The organism is Enterococcus sp. 2G9_DIV0600 (genome assembly GCF_002140615.1).
In the GTDB taxonomy this organism is placed as follows: domain Bacteria; phylum Bacillota; class Bacilli; order Lactobacillales; family Enterococcaceae; genus Enterococcus_D; species Enterococcus_D innesii.
Window position 1 is genome coordinate 1,128,335 of record NZ_NGLL01000001.1, and the last position, 19,351, is coordinate 1,147,685.

Annotated in this window: 21 protein-coding genes, 1 pseudogene, 1 riboswitch and 1 other annotated feature; of the genes and pseudogenes, 14 read left to right on the top strand and 8 right to left on the bottom strand. The window is 43.6% G+C overall.

All coding sequences use genetic code 11. The annotated features are described in order from the left end of the window. From A5870_RS05385 to A5870_RS05400, 4 genes are all read left to right on the top strand, one after another. Nucleotides 1-1,266 (top strand): MFS transporter, encoded by a 1,266-nt coding sequence (locus A5870_RS05385; protein WP_081118173.1) that lies wholly within the window; start codon nt 1-3, stop codon nt 1,264-1,266. Nucleotides 1,267-1,296: 30 nt separating this feature from the next. After that, nucleotides 1,297-1,479 carry a hypothetical protein gene (locus tag A5870_RS05390; RefSeq protein ID WP_077452720.1) on the top strand — a complete coding sequence of 61 codons (183 nt, stop codon included), beginning with the start codon at nt 1,297-1,299 and terminating at the stop codon, nt 1,477-1,479. Nucleotides 1,480-1,702: 223 nt separating this feature from the next. Then, nucleotides 1,703-1,804, top strand: a riboswitch (THF riboswitch). Nucleotides 1,805-1,830: 26 nt separating this feature from the next. Beyond that, the gene (locus A5870_RS05395; protein ID WP_005225551.1) at nt 1,831-2,361 is read left to right on the top strand and encodes a folate family ECF transporter S component; all 531 of its coding nucleotides are present in this window, start codon (nt 1,831-1,833) and stop codon (nt 2,359-2,361) included. Nucleotides 2,362-2,491: 130 nt separating this feature from the next. Beyond that, nucleotides 2,492-3,694, top strand: a complete 1,203-nt coding sequence (locus tag A5870_RS05400) for a glycoside hydrolase family 3 protein (RefSeq protein ID WP_086292054.1) — start codon at nt 2,492-2,494, stop codon at nt 3,692-3,694. A 72-nt stretch (nt 3,695-3,766) separates the two neighbouring features. Here the strand turns inward: A5870_RS05400 and A5870_RS05405 are convergent, their stop codons facing one another. From A5870_RS05405 to A5870_RS05440, 8 genes and pseudogenes are all read right to left on the bottom strand, one after another. Beyond that, nucleotides 3,767-4,618 carry an Rgg/GadR/MutR family transcriptional regulator gene (locus tag A5870_RS05405; RefSeq protein ID WP_086292055.1) on the bottom strand — a complete coding sequence of 284 codons (852 nt, stop codon included), beginning with the start codon at nt 4,616-4,618 and terminating at the stop codon, nt 3,767-3,769. Between the two features lie 403 nt (nt 4,619-5,021). Beyond that, nucleotides 5,022-5,210 carry a hypothetical protein gene (locus tag A5870_RS05410; RefSeq protein ID WP_086292056.1) on the bottom strand — a complete coding sequence of 63 codons (189 nt, stop codon included), beginning with the start codon at nt 5,208-5,210 and terminating at the stop codon, nt 5,022-5,024. A 222-nt stretch (nt 5,211-5,432) separates the two neighbouring features. Further along, entirely contained in the window at nt 5,433-5,855 is a 423-nt protein-coding gene (locus tag A5870_RS05415; RefSeq protein ID WP_086292057.1) for a glyoxalase, read from the bottom strand. A gap of 103 nt (nt 5,856-5,958) precedes the next feature. Further along, a complete protein-coding gene (locus tag A5870_RS05420; RefSeq protein ID WP_086292058.1) occupies nt 5,959-6,543 on the bottom strand; it encodes a hypothetical protein in 585 nt (194 codons plus the stop codon). A gap of 113 nt (nt 6,544-6,656) precedes the next feature. After that, nucleotides 6,657-7,028, bottom strand: a pseudogene (locus A5870_RS17570) (hypothetical protein). Nucleotides 7,029-7,286: 258 nt separating this feature from the next. After that, nucleotides 7,287-7,772 carry a tetratricopeptide repeat protein gene (locus tag A5870_RS05430; RefSeq protein WP_086292059.1) on the bottom strand — a complete coding sequence of 162 codons (486 nt, stop codon included), beginning with the start codon at nt 7,770-7,772 and terminating at the stop codon, nt 7,287-7,289. A gap of 55 nt (nt 7,773-7,827) precedes the next feature. Further along, complete coding sequence (locus A5870_RS05435; protein ID WP_086292060.1) at nt 7,828-8,328, bottom strand: GNAT family N-acetyltransferase; 501 nt, start codon at nt 8,326-8,328, stop codon at nt 7,828-7,830. A 52-nt stretch (nt 8,329-8,380) separates the two neighbouring features. Next, nucleotides 8,381-8,593, bottom strand: a complete 213-nt coding sequence (locus tag A5870_RS05440) for a hypothetical protein (protein WP_086292061.1) — start codon at nt 8,591-8,593, stop codon at nt 8,381-8,383. Nucleotides 8,594-9,302: 709 nt separating this feature from the next. Further along, nucleotides 9,303-9,356: a sequence feature (sodium ion sensor (DUF1646 type); this cis-regulatory element may regulate processes involved in with the transportation of sodium ions), on the top strand. A gap of 110 nt (nt 9,357-9,466) precedes the next feature. On the opposite strand from A5870_RS05440, the gene A5870_RS05450 reads away from it, so the two are divergent. The 10 genes from A5870_RS05450 to A5870_RS05495 all read left to right on the top strand — a co-directional run bounded on the left by A5870_RS05450 (nt 9,467) and on the right by A5870_RS05495 (nt 19,340). Beyond that, a complete protein-coding gene (locus A5870_RS05450) occupies nt 9,467-9,799 on the top strand; it encodes a V-type ATPase, subunit F family protein (protein WP_170924027.1) in 333 nt (110 codons plus the stop codon). Beyond that, on the top strand, nt 9,777-11,738 hold the full coding sequence (locus tag A5870_RS05455) for a V-type ATP synthase subunit I (protein ID WP_086292064.1): 1,962 nt from the start codon (nt 9,777-9,779) through the stop codon (nt 11,736-11,738). The genes A5870_RS05450 and A5870_RS05455 overlap by 23 nt, the downstream gene beginning before the upstream one ends. Next, nucleotides 11,735-12,205 carry a V-type ATP synthase subunit K gene (locus A5870_RS05460; protein WP_005225567.1) on the top strand — a complete coding sequence of 157 codons (471 nt, stop codon included), beginning with the start codon at nt 11,735-11,737 and terminating at the stop codon, nt 12,203-12,205. The genes A5870_RS05455 and A5870_RS05460 overlap by 4 nt, the downstream gene beginning before the upstream one ends. Before the next feature lie 13 nt (nt 12,206-12,218). After that, nucleotides 12,219-12,803: a hypothetical protein gene (locus tag A5870_RS05465; RefSeq protein ID WP_086292065.1), complete on the top strand. Its 585-nt coding sequence runs from the start codon at nt 12,219-12,221 to the stop codon at nt 12,801-12,803. Nucleotides 12,804-12,806: 3 nt separating this feature from the next. Next, entirely contained in the window at nt 12,807-13,793 is a 987-nt protein-coding gene (locus A5870_RS05470) for a V-type ATPase subunit (protein ID WP_086292066.1), read from the top strand. Continuing rightward, nucleotides 13,783-14,091, top strand: coding sequence for a V-type ATP synthase subunit F (locus A5870_RS05475; RefSeq protein WP_005225570.1), 309 nt, complete (start codon nt 13,783-13,785; stop codon nt 14,089-14,091). The genes A5870_RS05470 and A5870_RS05475 overlap by 11 nt, the downstream gene beginning before the upstream one ends. A 15-nt stretch (nt 14,092-14,106) precedes the next feature. Continuing rightward, the gene (locus A5870_RS05480) at nt 14,107-15,894 is read left to right on the top strand and encodes a V-type ATP synthase subunit A (RefSeq protein ID WP_086292067.1); all 1,788 of its coding nucleotides are present in this window, start codon (nt 14,107-14,109) and stop codon (nt 15,892-15,894) included. Beyond that, entirely contained in the window at nt 15,878-17,275 is a 1,398-nt protein-coding gene (locus A5870_RS05485; RefSeq protein WP_010747828.1) for a V-type ATP synthase subunit B, read from the top strand. The genes A5870_RS05480 and A5870_RS05485 overlap by 17 nt, the downstream gene beginning before the upstream one ends. Further along, nucleotides 17,256-17,885 carry a V-type ATP synthase subunit D gene (locus A5870_RS05490; RefSeq protein WP_010747829.1) on the top strand — a complete coding sequence of 210 codons (630 nt, stop codon included), beginning with the start codon at nt 17,256-17,258 and terminating at the stop codon, nt 17,883-17,885. The genes A5870_RS05485 and A5870_RS05490 overlap by 20 nt, the downstream gene beginning before the upstream one ends. A gap of 78 nt (nt 17,886-17,963) precedes the next feature. Beyond that, a complete protein-coding gene (locus A5870_RS05495; RefSeq protein ID WP_016608177.1) occupies nt 17,964-19,340 on the top strand; it encodes a TrkH family potassium uptake protein in 1,377 nt (458 codons plus the stop codon). Nucleotides 19,341-19,351 lie beyond the last annotated feature (11 nt).

Consider the following 19,351-nt stretch of genomic DNA (forward strand, 5'->3'; position numbering starts at 1 on the left):
ATGTCAGATAGGGAAACCAATCAAGAAGGAGTCGTCAGCTCGTTGCCATCAACCAAAAATGAAAAACTATGGAACAAAGGGTTTATCACGATTACCTTGATCAATTTTATCGTCTTTCTCGTGTATTATTGTTTTGTCGTCATCACCGCGAAATTTGCCACGCAGGAGTTAGGGGCATCCACTGCACAAGCTGGCTTGGCAGCGGGGATCTACATTATCGGGACCTTGATCGCTCGCTTGTATGTCGGAAAAATTTTAGAATTAGTCGGTCGCAAAGCCGTTTTGCGCTGGGGGATTTTGTTTTATGTCATTACCACCGCTGCCTATTTAGTCTCAGTCAATATTTATATTTTAGATACCGTACGCTTTTTCAATGGGTTTGCTTATGGTGCTGTCTCAACTGCGGCTAATGCGATCGTCACCGCATATATCCCAGCTTCCAAACATGGGGAAGGGATCAATTACTATGGATTAAGTACTAGTTTAGCAGCGGCAGTCGGACCTTTTATTGGCATGCTTTTACTACCGACGGTCGGCTTTGATTTCATTATTTGGTTAGCAACCATCTTATCAATCGCAACAGCCATCGCTTGTTTCTGGTTCCCAGTCAAAAACATCCCATTAACAGAAGAACACAGAGCACAACTAAAAAAATGGTCCATCAAAAGTTTTGTCGAACCAAAAGTCTTTTTCATTTCCGGGATTGCCTTTTTGATCGGGTTGGCTTATTCCAGTGTTCTCGGCTTCTTGTCGATCTACGCCAGTGACCTTGGATTAGAAACGGCCGGTGCCTTTTTCTTCATCGTCTATGCACTTTCCGTGACCTTCACTCGACCAATGACTGGCAAACTATTTGACCGTCATGGCGCCGATGCAGTCATGTATCCTAGCTTTCTTTTCTTGACCCTTGGTCTTTTCTTATTAAGTATTACCGGCAACAGCTGGATGTTGTTGCTTGCGGGTTGCTTTGTCGGCTTAGGCTATGGCACCTTCATGTCCAATGGCCAAGCCGTCTGTCTGAAAGAGGTCGATCCTCACCGTGTCGGCGTAGCGCTCTCCACTTATTTCATCGGGCTGGATCTCGGCTTAGGCGTAGGTCCCTATGCATTAGGAAGCTTGCACGGTCTGTTTGATTATTCGCAAATCTACATCTTATGCGGACTGATCCCAGTCGTCGTTCTTGTTTTATACAAATTGTTTTATAAAACGAAACGCGCAGTTGCCGCCGTTGGTACGATGAAGCAGCCAATCAACGAAGAAGACTAACCTCAACATTACAAAAAGGAGTGTTTCACCATGGATAACAACCAACTGATTATTGAAGCATTGAACAAATTAGTGACGAACCTCAACGAATTGAATGAAGAAATGCACGCTATGAAAGAGGTCACCGCAACGATGACCCATGAACAACTTGCTATCGATCATCAATTACGCGATATCAAATCGGTATTGATCAATGACAATCTGATTGGGTAGTAAGGCACGAAATGAAACAAGAAACAGGAATGAACGCTTTTTTTGAGAATGTTTGCTGCTCACTTACTAGTGGCAGAAAGATTCACATGAGAAAAGCGTTTTTTTGATATGCAAAAACGAAAAGCGAACATTGACAGAGTTTGTACAAAAAAATAAGCAAGAAAAATTGTAGCAGTCCCCGCTTGTATGCTATAGTGTGTCTGGGTAGCAATACCTAATAAAAATCAGAGTAGGAAATAAAGCGTTAAGTGCTGGAAGGATGGGATGTTGCCTTTCGGACGAAGAACGATCATTCGTTCGCGGTTTTATTTTCGCATTCGCTGCATGAATTTGTAGCAACTCTAAAAGGAGATGCTCGCTATGAAAAGAAAAGTCGATGCACACATGATTGCGGTCATGGGACTTTTGATTGCCTTAATGGTGGTCTTGTCGCAAATCTTGGGGTTTGAAACCTCCTATATCAAAATCACATTTTCTTTTGTACCCCAGCTGATCATGGGTATGCTGTTTGGTCCGTTTTGGACGGCAGTTGGCTCCTCATTAGCTGATATCGCAGGAATGGTGATTTTTCCAAAATCAGCCTACTTTTTCGGCTTTACCATCAATGCCTTCGTTGGTGGACTGATTTATGGCTACTTCTTTTATCGGAAAGAAGTCACACTAAAACGAGCGGCGATGGTCGTCTTGTTAAATACACTTTTAATAACCTTGATCTTAACTCCGATCTGGTTAGCTATGATGCTGAATATTCCTTTGACAAGCTGGGCCATCTGGTCGGTCCGCTTGCTAAAAGCAGTCATCATGTTCCCGATACAAACTGCGTTGATTTACATCGTAGGGCGTGCGGTACCATACAAACGGCTGATCCGACGGTTCGTTTAACGAGTAAAAAAGAACGATAACATCCATTGAAGTGAATCATCTGCGAATATTTCGTCAGTGGTTCACTTTTTTCTTTCTAAGAATTGGCTTAGTCATTCTCGATAACTTGTTTGGAGGGGAAGGTGAACCTATGAATAAAAAAGGACTCGCTATGGGACTGTTTCTTTTCTTGGTCTTAGTAGCAATGGGAGGGATGAAGTGGGTGATAGAACAGCAAAAACAGCAAACGGAGGAGTCAGCCGTGATCCAGCAAAGCAGCTCGAGAGACGAAACAAAGGAAGAAGTCAGTGAAGGCCAAAAAAACACGTCAACTTCTGCGCAAGAACAGCCAGAAAAGACAATAGCAGAAAAAATCGCCACGATGAGTTTGGAGGAAAAGGTGGGGCAATTGTTTTTTGTCCGTGTACCAGAAAGCAATCAAATCGAAGAGCTTCAAAATTATCACTTTGGCGGCTATCTGTTATTCGGCCGTGATACCGAAAATGAGACGGCGGAGAGCTTGAAACAGAAAATTTCAGATTACCATGCAGCCAGCGCCATTCCGCTGTTGATCGGTATGGATGAAGAAGGGGGCACAGTGACTCGCATCAGCCGCAATCCGAACCTTACGGATCAGCGTTTTCTCTCACCACAACAGCTGTATGCCCAAGGTGGATGGTCAGCGATCGAAGAAGATACAGCAAAGAAAGCGGAAATTTTAAAAGCTTACGGCATCAATGCTGGGCTGTTTCCCGTTGCCGATGTTTCCACTGATCCGCAGTCCTTTATCTACGACCGAACCATTGACATGGATGCGCAGGGCACGAGTGCGTTTGTAGAACGTGTGGTTCAAGTTTTACAGAAACACCACGTTGGGTCTACCTTGAAGCATTTTCCTGGCTATGGCAATAATCGTGACTCGCATGTCGAAATCGTCACCGATGACCGTCCGCTATCTGCACTGCGGGAAACGGATTTTCTGCCTTTTGCCGCAGGGATCAAGGCTGGTGCCGATAGTATTTTGGTGGCCCATACAATCGTCAATAGTATCGATAAGACCGTACCCGCCTCTATTTCAAAACCCGTGCATGAGCTGTTGCGAAATGAATTGCATTTTGAAGGGGTCATCATGACGGATGACTTGGATATGGCAGGACTTTCTGAGTTCATTCCGCAAAAAGAAGCCGCATTACAGGCGTTGCAGGCGGGAAATGATCTAGTGATCTCCTCTACCTATCAAGAACAGATTCCTTTTGTGGTACAAGCGGTTGAAGATGGGCGCTATTTGGAAGCTGATTTGAATGCTTCCGTCAAACGAGTCTTGCTCTGGAAAGAAGCATTGCATTTACTTTAAGAAAAAAATAAACCTGCTGTTTCCTCCGTGTAAGAGAGTTGTTCTCTCACTGAGAGGAAGCAGCAGGTTTTTTTAGATACTCTGAGCCAGTACCTCTAATTCTTTGGCAAAGGCTTCTTGACCAATAAATCGCAAATAATCCAGTGCTTTTTCAATCGTGGCCATTCCCAGCGTACGATCTCCTTGAAACAAGGCGTAGATGCCTTCGAAATAACGAATCATCAAGCGAATACGATCATTGTCCGGCGGCAGGTGATCGGCTAGATACGTCAGCACATGCGCCAACTCGGCAGGTTTTTTGCGATCGATAAACAAGAAAGCCGCATTCGTTAGCAATTTTGTGTAGATTTGATAATTGATACTTAACGTATTGCTGTAAAAAATTTTTTTATTCAGGTGTTTCATTTGATACAAGATGTATTCGTCAGAAAAAAGAAAAAGCAGATTGGTAAATAAGGAGATTTCAAATTTTCCCCACGTGTCGATGCGTTCCAAGTATTTCTTGATGGTCGCTTCGATGATGCGCCGTTCTTCCTCGTCGGTAACCACGCCTTTTTTCTCTAAAATCAAAAAGAATTGACTATACAATACATAATAGAAGAAATCCTTCGTGGTTTTATACAGCGCTTGGGCTTTGTTATTCAAAGAGAGGACTTCAGAATAATTGCTTTCATAGTAAGCGGTGGTCAACTGTTTGGATAGCTGCTTTTTCTCGCTGACTTGATTGTCATCCAAGCGATACTCAAATTCCTCCAAGGTGACATTTAAGCGGTCCAAATATTGGTGCAAAATATCAAAGGCGATGCGGTGCCCTTTTTGTTCAAAGGTTGCCAGTGTACTGCGTTCTGAAATGTTCTCAACCAATTTTCGCTGTGAGATATTTCGTTCCGTTCGTAACTCTTTTAACAAGTCATTGGCCTTCAAAAAATCCCTCCTAAAAAAAGTGGACGGAAAAATAGTCCAAATATGTTACAGCTTTATTTTGCGGGTAAACTTGAAGAAAGTCAATTAAAGGAGGAGAAATGGATGTTTGATTTTTTTAGTTTTCCCTGGGAAGTTGTAGAACTAATGGCTAACGTTTTTTCTTTCTTCAAATAATCGATCCTTTGTGATTGGTTAGCAATTGATTTTTTAACAGGAAAAAAGTATAAGTGGTTTCACGTAATAAGTTACTGTTCATTCGTGCATTCAAACGCCCTCTCCCCAAACAGCTTACCCTGTCAAGGTGCGTAGGTCTGCCGAATCCCTTTTAAAAAAGGAGCAAACACAACAGCGAGTGATTGCTCTTTTTTTGTTGGTCAAAAAACTGCATACGGCATCGCAACAGTCAGTTTTGTTTTTTCTTGAACATTGGTTCATTTGGATCAGAATAGTAATCAGGATTGAATTCATCATCGATCGAGACCCCGAAAAGAGAAACGAGACTGGGAAGAAACCCAATCACGCCGAGGGCGACGGCAACTGGAAGGTAGAATTTTTTACGCTTGTACCACGGAAGCTGCGATTTCTTTTCCATAGGAAATCCTCCTTTTTAAATAGTGTAGCATGTTCTGAGTTGAGTGTGTTAATAATTATCTTCAATATTTAAAAATATACTAAAACGGTATATTGGTATATCTGATGGGGAAAAGGCTTCCTAGTAAAATTTAGGGAGCGTTCGTTTTTGTCATTGTTGCCCGAATCAAGTTTTTATAAAAAAGGAACCGAGTAAGAAAGCATCCTTCTTACTCGGTTCCTTTTATTGAAAATAATCCTTGGTCTGGTCCATCAAGGTTTGAAAGTCTGATTCGTTTTTTCTTATCGCCTCTGTTAGGGTAAACAAATAACCGTTGGGGTCTTTGATGGTCATTTCAAGGGCATTCCAAGGCTTTTCCATCAAAGGTTCCACGATCCACTTTTCGGGAATTTTCTGAGCGATATTCTGAAGATCAATCATCGCTACATTCAAAATTGCCCCATCGCCAACAGTGAACGAGTCTGCGGCAATCAGCATCAAATCTTGGTAGTCAGCAAGACGCAGATGGTCCATCGTCACTTGATTTTCTTGATTGCGAAACTGATACAATGACTGGAACCCCAAGATTTCTGCAAACCATTTCGATGATTGTTCAATATCTTTGGTCTTCAATTGGTAAAACATTGGCATAACATAAACCTTCATTTTGACACCTCCTCTTAATTAGAGGATACCGCTTGACGCAGCGTCAAAGTCAATAGACATTTTCGTATTGAAGCAAAGCTTGAGAATGGCGTTTCTTTGGCACTTAAGTCAAGGAAAAATGGGCAATAATTTTTTGACTGACTTCATCAGGTGACAAGTGGGTATTGTTGATTTTCAGCGAAGGAATCGTTGGAAAAAGGGTAGTTAATTCCTGTGGCAGGCTTTCTAAGCGATAGTTTTCAAACGAAGACAAAAGCTCGTTTCTAGAAAAAGCCAGCGCTCTTTTTGACGGCTTTGCGACTAAACGGTCCTCATGGCAATTGCGCTTTAAGCGTTCCTCAATATCAGCCACTAATTCAATAAAATAGACCTCTTGTCGGGCATCGGTAAATAGTTGGGCGATCTCTTGTAAAAAAGCTAATTCTGCCGCTTGATCGAAATCAATCAAGACCGTAAAGATGATTGATTTTGTCGTATTGTTGGCTTCATTTTGAACAAAGGCTTTGAAAAGTTCGATCCGCGTTAGATTAGACAAAGCGAATGCCGCAGGGCTATAGCCAAGAAAGTTCGCAAAAAGATCAATGGTCTGGTGATTGAATAAAAGCTTTGCATCTAATCGTTTTTCCAGTTCTTTTCCCACCGTCATTTTCCCTACTGCTTGCGCGCCAATCAAGACGATCAATGACATCACAACACATCCTTTTTAACAATCGTAACAAAGGAGAGCGAACGTGTAAATCGCATCTTAGAAAGAAACGATTGAGAAGCTGGTTTTTTATGTGGAAACCAGAGATGATTTTTTTAGGTAAAAAGGAATGAGCGAAATTTCTCCGATAGAGGGAAAAAGATCATGCAACATAGTAGCACGGTCTGGAACAACAAAATGACTAGTAGATTGATCGTTTCAAATCGTGAATAAAGATAGAAGTGGATCAGCCATTCGAAGACATTGACAAAAACTAAGTAAATATAGTGAGCCTTTTTGACCTTGCAGTTTTTCAATCAATAATAGCTTAAGTAATAATCCAGCAAGATCATCAATAACAGAAAAAGTTTGCTAAAAGCCGTCAGATTGTCATGTTGGGAGGCAAGTTTTTGAAAAAATAGCAAAAGTGTGGGCGTGGGAATATAAATGATCAATAAGGATAGAAAAAAATAGACAATAAAGGGCATAGTCATTCCTCCAAAATATTGATAGAAAAAGCATAGATAAATTAGCAAATTTGACCGTACTCGTCAATTGGTTTTGTTATCGAAATTTTCGATAATGGATGGTTGGTATTGATTGAAGGAAAAAGGATTATAGGAAAGTCGATGGCTATTGATTCAACAAAGCGCTGATAGGGAAGGAATATTTAGGGGACAGAAAAAAAGAAATACTCCCTTTCTTTAATCGAGAAGGGAGCAGAAGGATTGATCCAACGGAAACCTCTAATTCCATGTTTCGTTGAGCTTATCGGCATAAAACAAAAGCGCCTGATGGTAAGATTGGATATCTGGATCGCTAGAAGTTTCGGCAAGCAGGGTCAATAGCCGTTTAGTGGCTTGCTCATACTCGGCTAGATTAAACAGTGTCATGGCATAGAAGGTTTGCAAAGCATGATTTTTTGGAAACTGCTTCATCGCGTGTAAAAACACTTCTTCGGCTTTTTGATAATTTCCGAGGGCACGATAGGTGCTGCCTAGACCTAGGTAGGCATCTGGCAAGTCTTTTTCTGATAAACCTAACGCGATTGCTTGTTCATAATAAGGAATTGCCTGTTGTTCTTTCCCTAAAAGATCATAACTCCAAGCCGTTTGGTATTGGACAAAGGCATCTTGGGGATTTTCGGTAGCTAATTGAATCAATTGTTCATTTGATTGTTGCAGCTTTTTTTCAGCTCGCAGTTGAATCGCCGTAGCTAGACGTTCATTCATCGGTTCATCCCTCGCTTTCAATGGGTAAAAATTTTCAGTTAGATAGTAAGTAGAGCTAAGAGGAAAGATCAGTCCAGCTTTCACCCGCAAAAGAAAAGCCGCATGCTTCATATAGTTTGAAGGCTGGTTGATTTTCAACGGTCACTACCAGGTAAAGGTGAGTGAGTCCCATGGCTTTAGCTCGTCGGATCACTTCACTCATTAACAGCTTGGATAAGCCGTTTCCTTTAAATGCTGCATCAATAACGACAAATAATAGCAGTGGAATTTTTTGAAAAGTGCTTGTCACTATGGCGCCAATCGGATAGTCTTCCTTCAGTAATTGAAAAGAGAGCTCTGGAATCAAGGGACCGTATTTGCCTTCAGCAGTTTCTCTAAGTTCCTTTTGCCAATCAGCGATCGATTCTCCTTCATCATCGATGGTTTCATGGTAAGCGGAATAGAAAAGTTCTGCAACTCTTGGTGAATCTGTGGGAAAGGCGTCAAAAGAAAAGCTGGCTTCAGCCTGACGACTGGAGGCATGCTGTAAGTCACATGACATAATGATTCGTTTCATTAGAGGACTCCTCTCTCGTTGTTTTGGCTTAATTTAGCAGAAGGTCACTTTGTCAGTGTTGCTTGTTTCTCATAACTTCCCAAATGATGCGAATTCCTTCGTAAATTGCAGTGAGAACAGCCACAATAAACAAAAAAGACATGTAGTGAATCAAAAAAGCCAGTTGAAACCATAAGCCATAGACCATCGGCAGGACGACAAGTAAACAGAGGCCTAATTCGATGTTTCGCTTTCTTCTCCTTTGAAACCAACGCTCATCTGACATCAGTTGTTTCCTCCTAATTTGGTTTTTATCGATCATTTTTTAAAAGAAAAAGTGGAAATCCTACGATATTTTGCGAAAAATTACTAGAAATTATCTGAATATTTTGGTAATATTTGATAGAAAGCAAGATATAAAAGACGTTATTGTATATTTTGACTTATTTTTCCCAGAAAGGCAAGGGTTGACAATGGAAAGAAAACCGATGTATGTAAAAAATGGGCTTCCTCTAACCATGGAACCCGGTAAGATTTATACATGCCTTTATCGAGGCGCTTGTTTCATTTGTGAAGAAAAGGGCCAGCCGCTGCCAGCGATAAAAAAAGAAGCGAAGTAAGCAAAATTCTCACTTAAGATTTGTCAGGGATCGAATAGGTTGTTGGAATTGTTATCTCCTTTTTGGTACCAATCAAATGATGTTTAGCATTTTCAAAAAATCTCAACGTTCTTCATTCAATCCATTCTAAGTCTTCTATTGATGTTTACCGATTTCAATTTGGTAAGAACAACGCGATTCCTGGCAAATTTTAGGTGAAAAGTTTTTAAGAGACTGAGCGAGTAATAATAGTCATTCCGATAATCAATAGCAGTGGATATTCGAGCGAACATACAATAGTAGAAACCGGTTTTTTCTCATAAAAGACGATTCTACTTGAATAGAACGCCGTTTTTTGCTATAATAGTTCAGGAATTGAAAAATAAAATAGACAAAGGTTGAGCATTTTTTATGCTTCAAGGATCAGGTTTGCCAAGGGGTGAGGCAAACATTCTTGGAGGAATGCTGGCCTTTTTTCATATCAGCATACTTCTTCGTGAGGTATGCTTTTTTTGTTTATTTTTCAGTTGAGAATACAAATCATTATAGGAGGGGAATCGATGAGAGAAGCTTTGACTCGTTTACGAGAAGCAGAAGAAGCCAATGAACAGCAATTGCGCGCTTTGAAAAAAGAATTGCAGTCGGAAGAAGCGCAGCAGCAACAAGCATTGCAAGAGCGATCAGCCGCTTTGGAAGAGGCGCTTGCTCAAGAACAAGCAACAATCGAAGAGCAGTTGCAACAGTCACTAGCAGCACAAAAGCAGCAGCTGGCAAAAGAGAACCAGCAAGTGTTAGATCGTTACCAAAAAAATATGCAAAGCTTCCAAGAGCAAGCGGTTCAACAGATCGTTGAAGGAGTGATCGGGACTTATGACAGTAACCAAACTAAATAAACTAACGTTGATCACCCCGAAGCACTACCAAGAAAGGTTATTGACGAAGCTGCAAACGATGCAGTTTGTTGAAATCGAGAACGTATTTGAGCAGGAAGCCAACGAAACTTGGCTGCGGGAATTTTTTGCAGGAGCCACCCCAGAAGGTGCTTCTCATCAACCAATGATTCGTCGACTGCAAGAAGCGATCCGCTTTATTCGTCAAAATGGTGATGCGAAAAAAGGCACGGAATGGCAACGAGAGGCCTTACGGCTGTCGGACTTTGAAACAAGCTTCGATGAAGCCGCAGCATTAACGGAGCTGGTTGAAGTCGAGAATTTGCAGGAGCGCTGGGTAGAGACGATCGAAGCGATCGAAGCAGCGACGCAGTCGGAAGAATGGGCGACACAATGGCAAAATCTTGATGTACCCTTGGAGATCGAAGCGCCTGCACATACAAGTTTTTTTGCTGGGCGTGTCGAAGGTCCACGCTGGGAAGATCTAGCTGAAGCCTTGCGTCAATTGGAAGAGGTTCATATCGAAGTGATCTATTCTGAACCCAAAAAAGTCAATTTCAGCTGCCTGTTTTTAACAGCGATCGAAGAGCAAGTGTTCCAATTGTTTCACCGATATGGGGTGAAGAAAGAAACTGGCCTGACATCCGAATCACCAAAAGTGGTTTTGCAAAATACGAAACAAGCCTTGACTTCCTTGACGCAGCAGCGCAAAGAAATGATTACAGAAATCAGTCAGCACAAACAACGGCTGATCCTGCTGCAGCAAGCGGAAGAACTGTTTTTGACTCGTGAGAATCGGGCAATGATGCAACAGCGCTTAGCAGCTGGTCAGACCTTTGCCCTCTTGCGCGGCTGGATCGAAGAAAAGGATCAGCCGTTAGTGGCGGAAATGGTCCAAGAATCCTTTGCCAACGAGATTTACTATTCATTTGAAGAACCCACTGCAGAGGAGATCGCTGCCAATCAAGTGCCAACGAAGCTAAAAAACGCCTCGTTTATTCAACCCTTTGAAATGTTGACGGAAATGTACAGCTTGCCAAAATACGATGAGATCGATCCAACCCCATGGATGACGCCTTTTTACTATGTTTTCTTTGGTATGATGGTGGCTGACTTAGGTTATGGTGCATTAATGGCTGTCGCGACCACGATTGGGCTACACGCCTTGCGTTTGCCCAAAGGGACCAAACGGTTTCTGAAATTGTTCCAGATTTTGTCTGTGCCAACTATGATTTGGGGCGCAATCTACGGCTCCTTCTTTGGTGCTACATTGCCCTTCCAACTTTTATCGCCCTCCGAAGATTTTATGGCGATCTTTGGTCTATCCATGATTTTTGGTGGCATCCAACTGTTTACAGGCCTTTATTTAGCAGCCAAAGAAAATATCCGCAAAAAGGATCTTTTAGGTGCAGTCAACGAAGGCTTTGCGTGGCTAGGACTTTTGAGTGGTCTTTTAGTGGCAGCCGCAGGCAATCTTTTGATCGATGTCCCAGCACTAACAATCGTCGGCTTGATTTTAGCAGGCTTTAGTGCCTTATTGATCATCGTGGTACCAATTCTTAAAGGGAAAACCAAAGTGGGCGGCTTCTTTTTAGGCTTGTATGACTTATACGGTGTGACCAGTTACATCGGCGACTTTGTCAGCTATAGCCGCTTGATGGCATTAGGGATCTCTGGTGGGAGTATCGCAGCAGCCTTCAACTTATTGGTGGGCTATTTGCCGCCAGCTGCTCGTTTTTCTGTAGGCATTCTCTTATTGGTTGTCCTACAAGCTTTAAACATCTTTTTATCGTTACTGAGTGCGTATGTGCATGCCGCTCGTTTACAATATGTAGAGTTTTTCGGAAAATTTTTCACTGGTGGGGGGCGTCAATTTGAAACCTTTAAGCCAAGTGAGAAATACGTTGATTTTGATAAAGAAAATGGAGGAGACAATAAATGATTGATTACTTAATTAATAACAATGGTGGTATGGTGTTTGCAATTATCGGAATGGGGATCGCTACGATCTTTTCTGGGATCGGTTCAGCCAAAGGGGTGGGTCAAACTGGTGAAGCAGCGGCAGCCTTAACGACGAATCAGCCGGAGAAGTTTGGACAAGCCTTGATTTTACAATTGCTTCCCGGAACGCAAGGACTATACGGATTCGTTATTGCGTTTATGATCTATGGTAGCTTAAGTGGTGAAATGTCGACAGTGACTGGTATGGCGTACTTGATGGCATCACTGCCAGTTGCCTTTACTGGCTTATTCTCAGGAATGGCCCAAGGGAAGGTCGCTGCAGCTGGGATTCAAATTTTAGCGAAGAAACCCGAGCATTTCTTTAAAGGGGTCATGTTCTCAGTAATGGTTGAGATGTATGCCATCTTAGGCTTTGTTATTTCTTTCTTACTTTTAGGAACGATTTAAAGGGGGCGAAGGTATGGATGCAATCGACAAAATAATTGCTGAACTAGACCAAGAAGCGCAGACAAAACGAGAACGTTTGGCTGCCGCTGAACGTGCTAGGATCAGTGAAACGATGGCACGTGACTGGGCGAAAAAAGAGTCGGACTTGCAGCTTCGTGCCCAGCAAGCAAAAAAGCAAGCCGAAAAAAATTATCAGCAAGCGCTGAATCGCCAAGCAAGTGCCGCTAAGCAGCAGCAAATGGTGAAACAAAACGAATACCTGACACAACTTTTTGAGCAAGCGTATCAACAAATGGTTGCCTGGACGCCAGAAGAGCTGCAATCATTTGCTGAAAATGTGCTGCAGCAGTTGCCGATCAGTGGGACGGTGACCTTCCACGCTGGTCCTGAGCAAGCAGCCCATCTAGATGCCGCTTGGCTTACGTCTTGTCAATCAAAACTACCGTATCAAATCAAAGCAGGCGCACCATTGACAGAAGCGGGCTTTTTGGTGGATGACAACGGCATTCAATACAATTTTACCTATCAGGTACTGCTTGATGAATACAAGAAAGAAACCCGGGAACGGTGGTTGCAGATCATACAACAAGGAGGTTGATCCATGAGGAACTATCATCAATTGAATCCAATCATTCGGCTGAAAGAGATGACGTTGCTAAAGCCGCAAGAAGTGGAACAAATGATTGCGGCAAAAGGGTTTGCTGAAGTCGAAGCTGTGTTGCAGCAGACTCATTATCAGCGCTATTTGAAGCCGGATTTTCATGAACGATTCGAAACCTATCTCGATGAAGAATTGTTAAAGACGATCAAAGAATTGACCGAGCTGGTTCCTGATCAAGAGATCCTCCGACTGTATATGATGCCTTTTACTTTCCATAATCTAAAAGTCTTGACCAAAGAGTCAGTGACTGGAAAAGATTATGATCATCTACTGATCGAAGACGGTTTTTACACGATCGATGAGTGTCGGACCGCCATCAAAACGGGAACCTCAGAGGTATTGCCTGAGAAAATCGTGACTACGATCCAAGAGGTGCGGGAGTACTTAGAAGGCGGCGCCGTGCTGCAAGGCATCGATATCATTTACGATCGCCGGTATTTACATGAACAACGGCGACTGGCAGATGAAATCAAGATCCCTGAGCTACAAGAAGCTGTCATCAAGATGATCGATCTGACCAATATAACGATTGCCGCACGTTGTGTACTTCAAAAACGATCGCGCAGTTTTATGGAGGCAGTCTTAGTGAGTGTCGGCAGTATCCCGAAAGAAGAATTTTTAGCGTTTGCGGATGCGTCCTATAGTGACTTTTTAGCCTTCTTATTAGAAAGTGATTATCAGGAAGTGTTGCGGCCTTTGATTCATGAACAGGTGATCGACTTTGCTGGCTTGGCACTTTTACAAGACAATTTGATCACAGAAAGCTATGGCCAAGCCCAAACAGATGCTTTAGGACCACTGCCTTTACTCGCATTTTTGAATGCTAAGGTTTTGGAACTGCAAAATCTGCGTATCTTGCTAGTAGGCAAACGCAGTGGCTTTACGGAAGAACAACTCAGAGAAAGGATGCGGCACTATGACTCATAAAATCGGCGTAATCGGCGAGAAAGAATCCGTCATTCCTTTTCAACTATTTGGCTTTCAGGTCTGCTATGCCTCGGAAGAAAAAGAAGTGAAGCAGGCGCTGGCAAAATTAATGAAGAACAGTACGATCATCTACCTGACTGAAAAATGTGCCGAGCTGATTCCCGATGAATTAGCAAAAGTCCAACAAAAAATGACACCTGCAGTCATCTTGATTCCTGATTATGATGGTTCCCGAGGAATCGGCAAGCGAATGATTCAAGAAAATGTCGAAAAAGCAGTTGGACAAAACATACTATAGAGAGGAGCCGATGTTGTGGAAAAAGGAACAATTATTAAAGTATCTGGTCCATTGGTGTTAGCCAAAAATATGGGCCATGCAAGTTTAGAAGATATCTGTTATGTAGGAGATTTAGGCGTGGTCGGTGAGATCATCGAAATGCGCGGCGACGTCGCTTCGATCCAAGTCTATGAAGAAACGTCTGGGATCGGACCTGGTGAACCAGTCGAAACCACCGGTGAACCGCTATCCGTCGAATTGGCGCCTGGGATCATGTCACAAATGTTTGATGGCATCCAACGTCCCTTAGAAACCTTCATGTCTGTCACCCAAAGCAACTTCTTGACGCGTGGGGTGCAATTGCCTGCGTTGGATCATGAGAAAAAGTGGCCCTTTGTACCGACAGTCGAAGTCGGCGAAGTAGTCAGTACCGGGATGGTCATCGGCACCGTGCAAGAAACACCGTTGATCAATCACAAGATCATGGTTCCTCATGGCGTTTCAGGAACAGTCAAGGCTGTTTATGCGGGGGAATTTACCATCGATGAAACGATTTATGTTTTAGATACACCCAAAGGAGAACGGTCTTTCACGATGCTGCAAAAATGGCCCGTTCGTCATAGCCGTCCAGTAAAGCAAAAACTGAATCCAGTCGAACCAATGATTACTGGCCAGCGAGTGATCGACACCTTCTTTCCAATCGCTAAAGGCGGGGCGTCAGCCGTTCCAGGACCTTTTGGTGCAGGGAAAACTGTCGTTCAGCACCAAATCGCCAAATGGGCGGATGTCGATCTGGTCGTCTATGTCGGCTGCGGCGAACGCGGCAATGAAATGACCGATGTAATGAACGAGTTTCCAGAGTTGATCGACCCTCGTAGTGGTGAATCTTTAATGGCGAGAACCGTGTTGATCGCTAACACCTCCAATATGCCGGTAGCCGCTCGGGAAGCGTCGATTTATACTGGGATCACGATTGCGGAATACTTCCGAGACATGGGGTATTCAGTGGCGATCATGGCGGATTCCACCTCACGTTGGGCAGAAGCACTGCGAGAAATGTCTGGTCGTCTGGAAGAAATGCCTGGGGATGAAGGGTATCCAGCATACTTAGGCAGCCGCTTGGCAGAGTATTATGAGCGTTCTGGAAAAGCGATTTGCTTAGGTTCTGATCAAGAAGGCAGTATCACTGCCATCAGCGCCGTTTCACCATCAGGCGGCGATATTTCAGAACCAGTTACCCAAAATACGTTGCGGGTCGTAAAAGTCTTTTGGGGCTTAGATGCCACCTTAGCGCAAAAGCGTCATTTTCCATCGATCGATTGGTTGAAGAGCTATTCTTTATACGAAAACGAATTGGGTGCCTTTTTGGACCAACAAATGCAAGTGGATTGGTCCAAACAAGTAACAGAAGCCATGCGGATGCTGCAAAAAGAATCTGAGTTGTCAGAGATCGTTCGACTTGTCGGCATCGACGCTTTGTCCGAAAAAGATCAGTTATTGCTGGAAACCACCAAATCATTGAGAGAAGATTTCTTGCAGCAAAACGCTTTTGACGACGTCGATACGTTTACCTCTCGTGAAAAGCAGTTCAAAATGCTGGAAACGATCTTGCTGCTCCACAAAGAAGCGGAAGATGCGTTGACACTAGGTGCGTATCTTTCAGAAATCTATGCAGGAACCGAAGAATTGCGAGACAAAGTGGCACGTATGAAGTACTTGCCTGAAACGGAATTAGCAAAAATTCCTGCTTTGCATCAAGAGATCAAAGCAACGATGAAAGAAATTTTACAGAAAGGAGACCGCACCGATGATCAAGGAATATAAAACGATTGGAGAAGTCGTCGGACCATTGATGGCCGTCGATCGCGTCTCCGGTGTCAAATACGAAGAGTTGATCGAAGTCCGCATGCAAAACGGCGAAACGCGGCAAGGACAAGTACTGGAGATCCAAGAAGACAAAGCGTTGGTCCAAATTTTTGAAGGAACCGGCGGGATCAATTTGCGGGAATCTGCGGTGCGTTTCTTAGGACATCCTTTGGAATTAGGCGTTTCCGAGCAAATGATCGGGCGAGTCTTTGACGGCTTAGGTCGGGTCAAAGATGGCGGAGTAGAGATCGTCCCAGAAAAATTTATGGACATCAACGGCGAAGTGATCAATCCAGCAGCGCGGGATTATCCTGATGAGTTTATTCAAACGGGGATCTCATCGATCGACCATTTGAATACGCTTGTTCGGGGACAAAAACTGCCGATTTTTTCTGGTTCTGGTCTGCCTCATAAAGAATTGGCTTCGCAAATTGCGCGTCAAGCACAAGTGTTGAACTCGGAAGACGATTTCGCTGTTGTGTTTGCTGGCATCGGGATCACCTTTGAAGAAGCAGAATATTTCATGGAAGATTTTCGTCAAACTGGCGCCATCGACCATTCTGTCGTCTTTATGAATCTAGCCAATGACCCAGCGATCGAGCGGATCGCTACTCCCCGAATGGCACTGACAGCAGCCGAATACTTGGCTTATGAAAAGGGCATGCATGTCTTGGTGATCATGACGGATATGACCAACTACTGTGAAGCTTTGCGGGAGATCTCCTCTGCTCGTCGTGAAGTGCCAGGACGTCGGGGTTATCCTGGGTATCTTTATACCAATCTATCAACGTTATATGAACGTGCGGGACGGATTCGCGGCTTGAAAGGTTCAGTGACCCAGCTACCGATTTTGACCATGCCAGAAGATGACAAAACCCATCCGATTCCCGATTTGACCGGCTATATCACCGAAGGACAAATCATCTTGTCTCGTGATTTGTATAAAAACGGCATCCAGCCACCCATCGATGTCTTGCCGTCATTGTCACGGTTAAAAGATAAAGGGACCGGTGAAGGAAAAACCCGTAAAGACCATGCCGCAACGATGAACCAGTTGTTTTCTGCCTATGCTCAAGGAAAGCAAGCCAAGGAATTGGCAGTCGTTTTAGGAGAATCGGCATTGTCGGAAGTAGATAAAACCTATGCCAAATTTGCGGAACGCTTCGAAAATGAATACTTGAACCAAGGGTATCGCACCAACCGTTCGATTATCGAAACCTTGGAATTAGGCTGGGAATTATTGGCGATGCTGCCAAAAGTCGAACTGAAGCGGATCAGCGATGCCCTACTGGCGGAATACTTACCGGGAGAGGAGAACAATGGCGCAAAAAACCGTTAATCCAACCCGCATGGAGCTGTCGCGCCTCAGCAAACAATTGGCGACAGCCAAACGCGGACACAAATTATTAAAAGACAAACAAGACGAACTCATGCGTCAATTTATTGAATTGATCAAAAAGAATGACCGCTTGCGTAAAGAAGTCGAAGAACAATTGCAGCGTGCCATGAAGGCATTTCGCTTAGCCAATGCCACGATCAATGAAAAATACATTGAAGAAATGTTTATTTTACCAGCAACTGAAGTCTCCCTTGAGTTATCCACGAAAAATATCATGAGTGTGGAAGTGCCAGTGATGCATTTTGATTACGACGATACGGTGATGCAAGCGCCGATCGAGTACGGCTTTTTGAATTCCAATGTTCCGTTAGATAATGCTGTCGCCCGTTTTACCGACGTTATGCCGAAGCTGTTGGAGCTAACGGAAATCGAAAAGACCTGTCAATTGATGGCAGGGGAAATCGAACGGACGCGCCGACGCGTCAATGCCCTAGAATATTTGACGATTCCCGAGCTGGAAGAAGCCATTTATGGAATCAAAATGCGGCTGGAAGAAAATGAACGAGCAAACGTAACAAGAATGATCAAAGTGAAGAATAAATCAAAATAAAATGGTATGATAAGAGAAAAAACAAATGCAATAAACTTGGATTACTAAGACATTGGTTTTTGCAAAAGGTCAAAGGAAATGAAAATGAAAAAAAGAAATCGTTTGAAAAAAAAGCTGGCATCGCAACGCTTTTTGATTCCGCAGATCGTCACACTGGTCTTCGTTTTGCTGATATTGGCAGGAACTGGCTTGCTAATGCTGCCGGCTGTCACCCAAAGTGGTGAAGGCACTAACTTTTTAGATGCGCTGTTTACTGCCACATCGGCTGTTTGCGTGACGGGTCTTTCGACCTTGACCGTAGCCGATCATTACAACCTGTGGGGCCAAGGGATCTTGCTGATGCTGATTGAGATCGGTGGGATCGGCTTCATGTCGATTCCCGTCTTCTTTTACATCTTGGCGAGAAAAAGAGTCCATCTTAGTACTCGGATGATTTTGCGGGAATCATTGAATCTGGACCGAATGTCTGGAGAAATCCATTTGGCATGGTACCTGATTCGGATCGCCTTTTTGATCCAAGTCAGTGGGATCATCTTGCTGGCTTTTGCATTCGTGCCCCGTTTTGGTTGGGAGCAAGGCCTTTGGTACAGTGTTTTTCATGCGATCTCGGCCTTTTGTAATGCTGGGTTTGATTTGTTCGGCAACAGCATGGTAGGGTTTCAAAACGACCCATTTGTGCTGGGGGTCATCAGTTTCTTGATCATCGCAGGTGGTCTGGGATTTCTCGTTTGGTTCGATCTCCTGCATACGGCGTCCAAAAAACGGTCCTTGCATAGCCGCTTGGCATGGATCGCTATGATCGTTTTGGTGGTTTTTGGAACGGCAGGGTTCTTTTTGACCGAAGCCAATTCACAGTTGATCACGGGTGATTCGGTCATCGAACGTTTTTTCCAATACCTCTTCTTAGCGGTCACCCCAAGAACCGCTGGGTTTTTCAGTATTGATTACGGACAAATGAGTCAAGCAGGCTTGATGCTGACGATGATTTTCATGTATATCGGCGGCACCTCTGGATCAACTGCTGGGGGATTGAAGACAACGACATTTGCGGTCTTGATCATCAAGATCCGCAGCTTATTGAAAGGGCGCAGTCGAGCGGAAGTTTTTGGTCGCACGATCAAAGAATCTGCTGTATCGCGTGCCTTTACGTTGTTCTTCCTTACCTTGACGTTATGCTTCGTAGCGATTTTCTTATTGTCGATCACTGAGAGTATGCCGCAAACCCCAAACTTTGGATTACCAACCATTGCCTTTGAAGTTTTTTCCGCTTTTGGAACGGTGGGGTTGACCATGGGGTTGACGCCTTACTTGTCGGTTTTTGGCAAACTTTTGATCATTTTTTTGATGTTCATTGGTCGAGTCGGCATCATGACCGTTGCTTTTTCATTGATGAAAAAAGCCAACAAACAAGAAGCTGGCTACAAATATCCTGATGAAACCGTGATGATCGGGTAACGAAAAGGGAA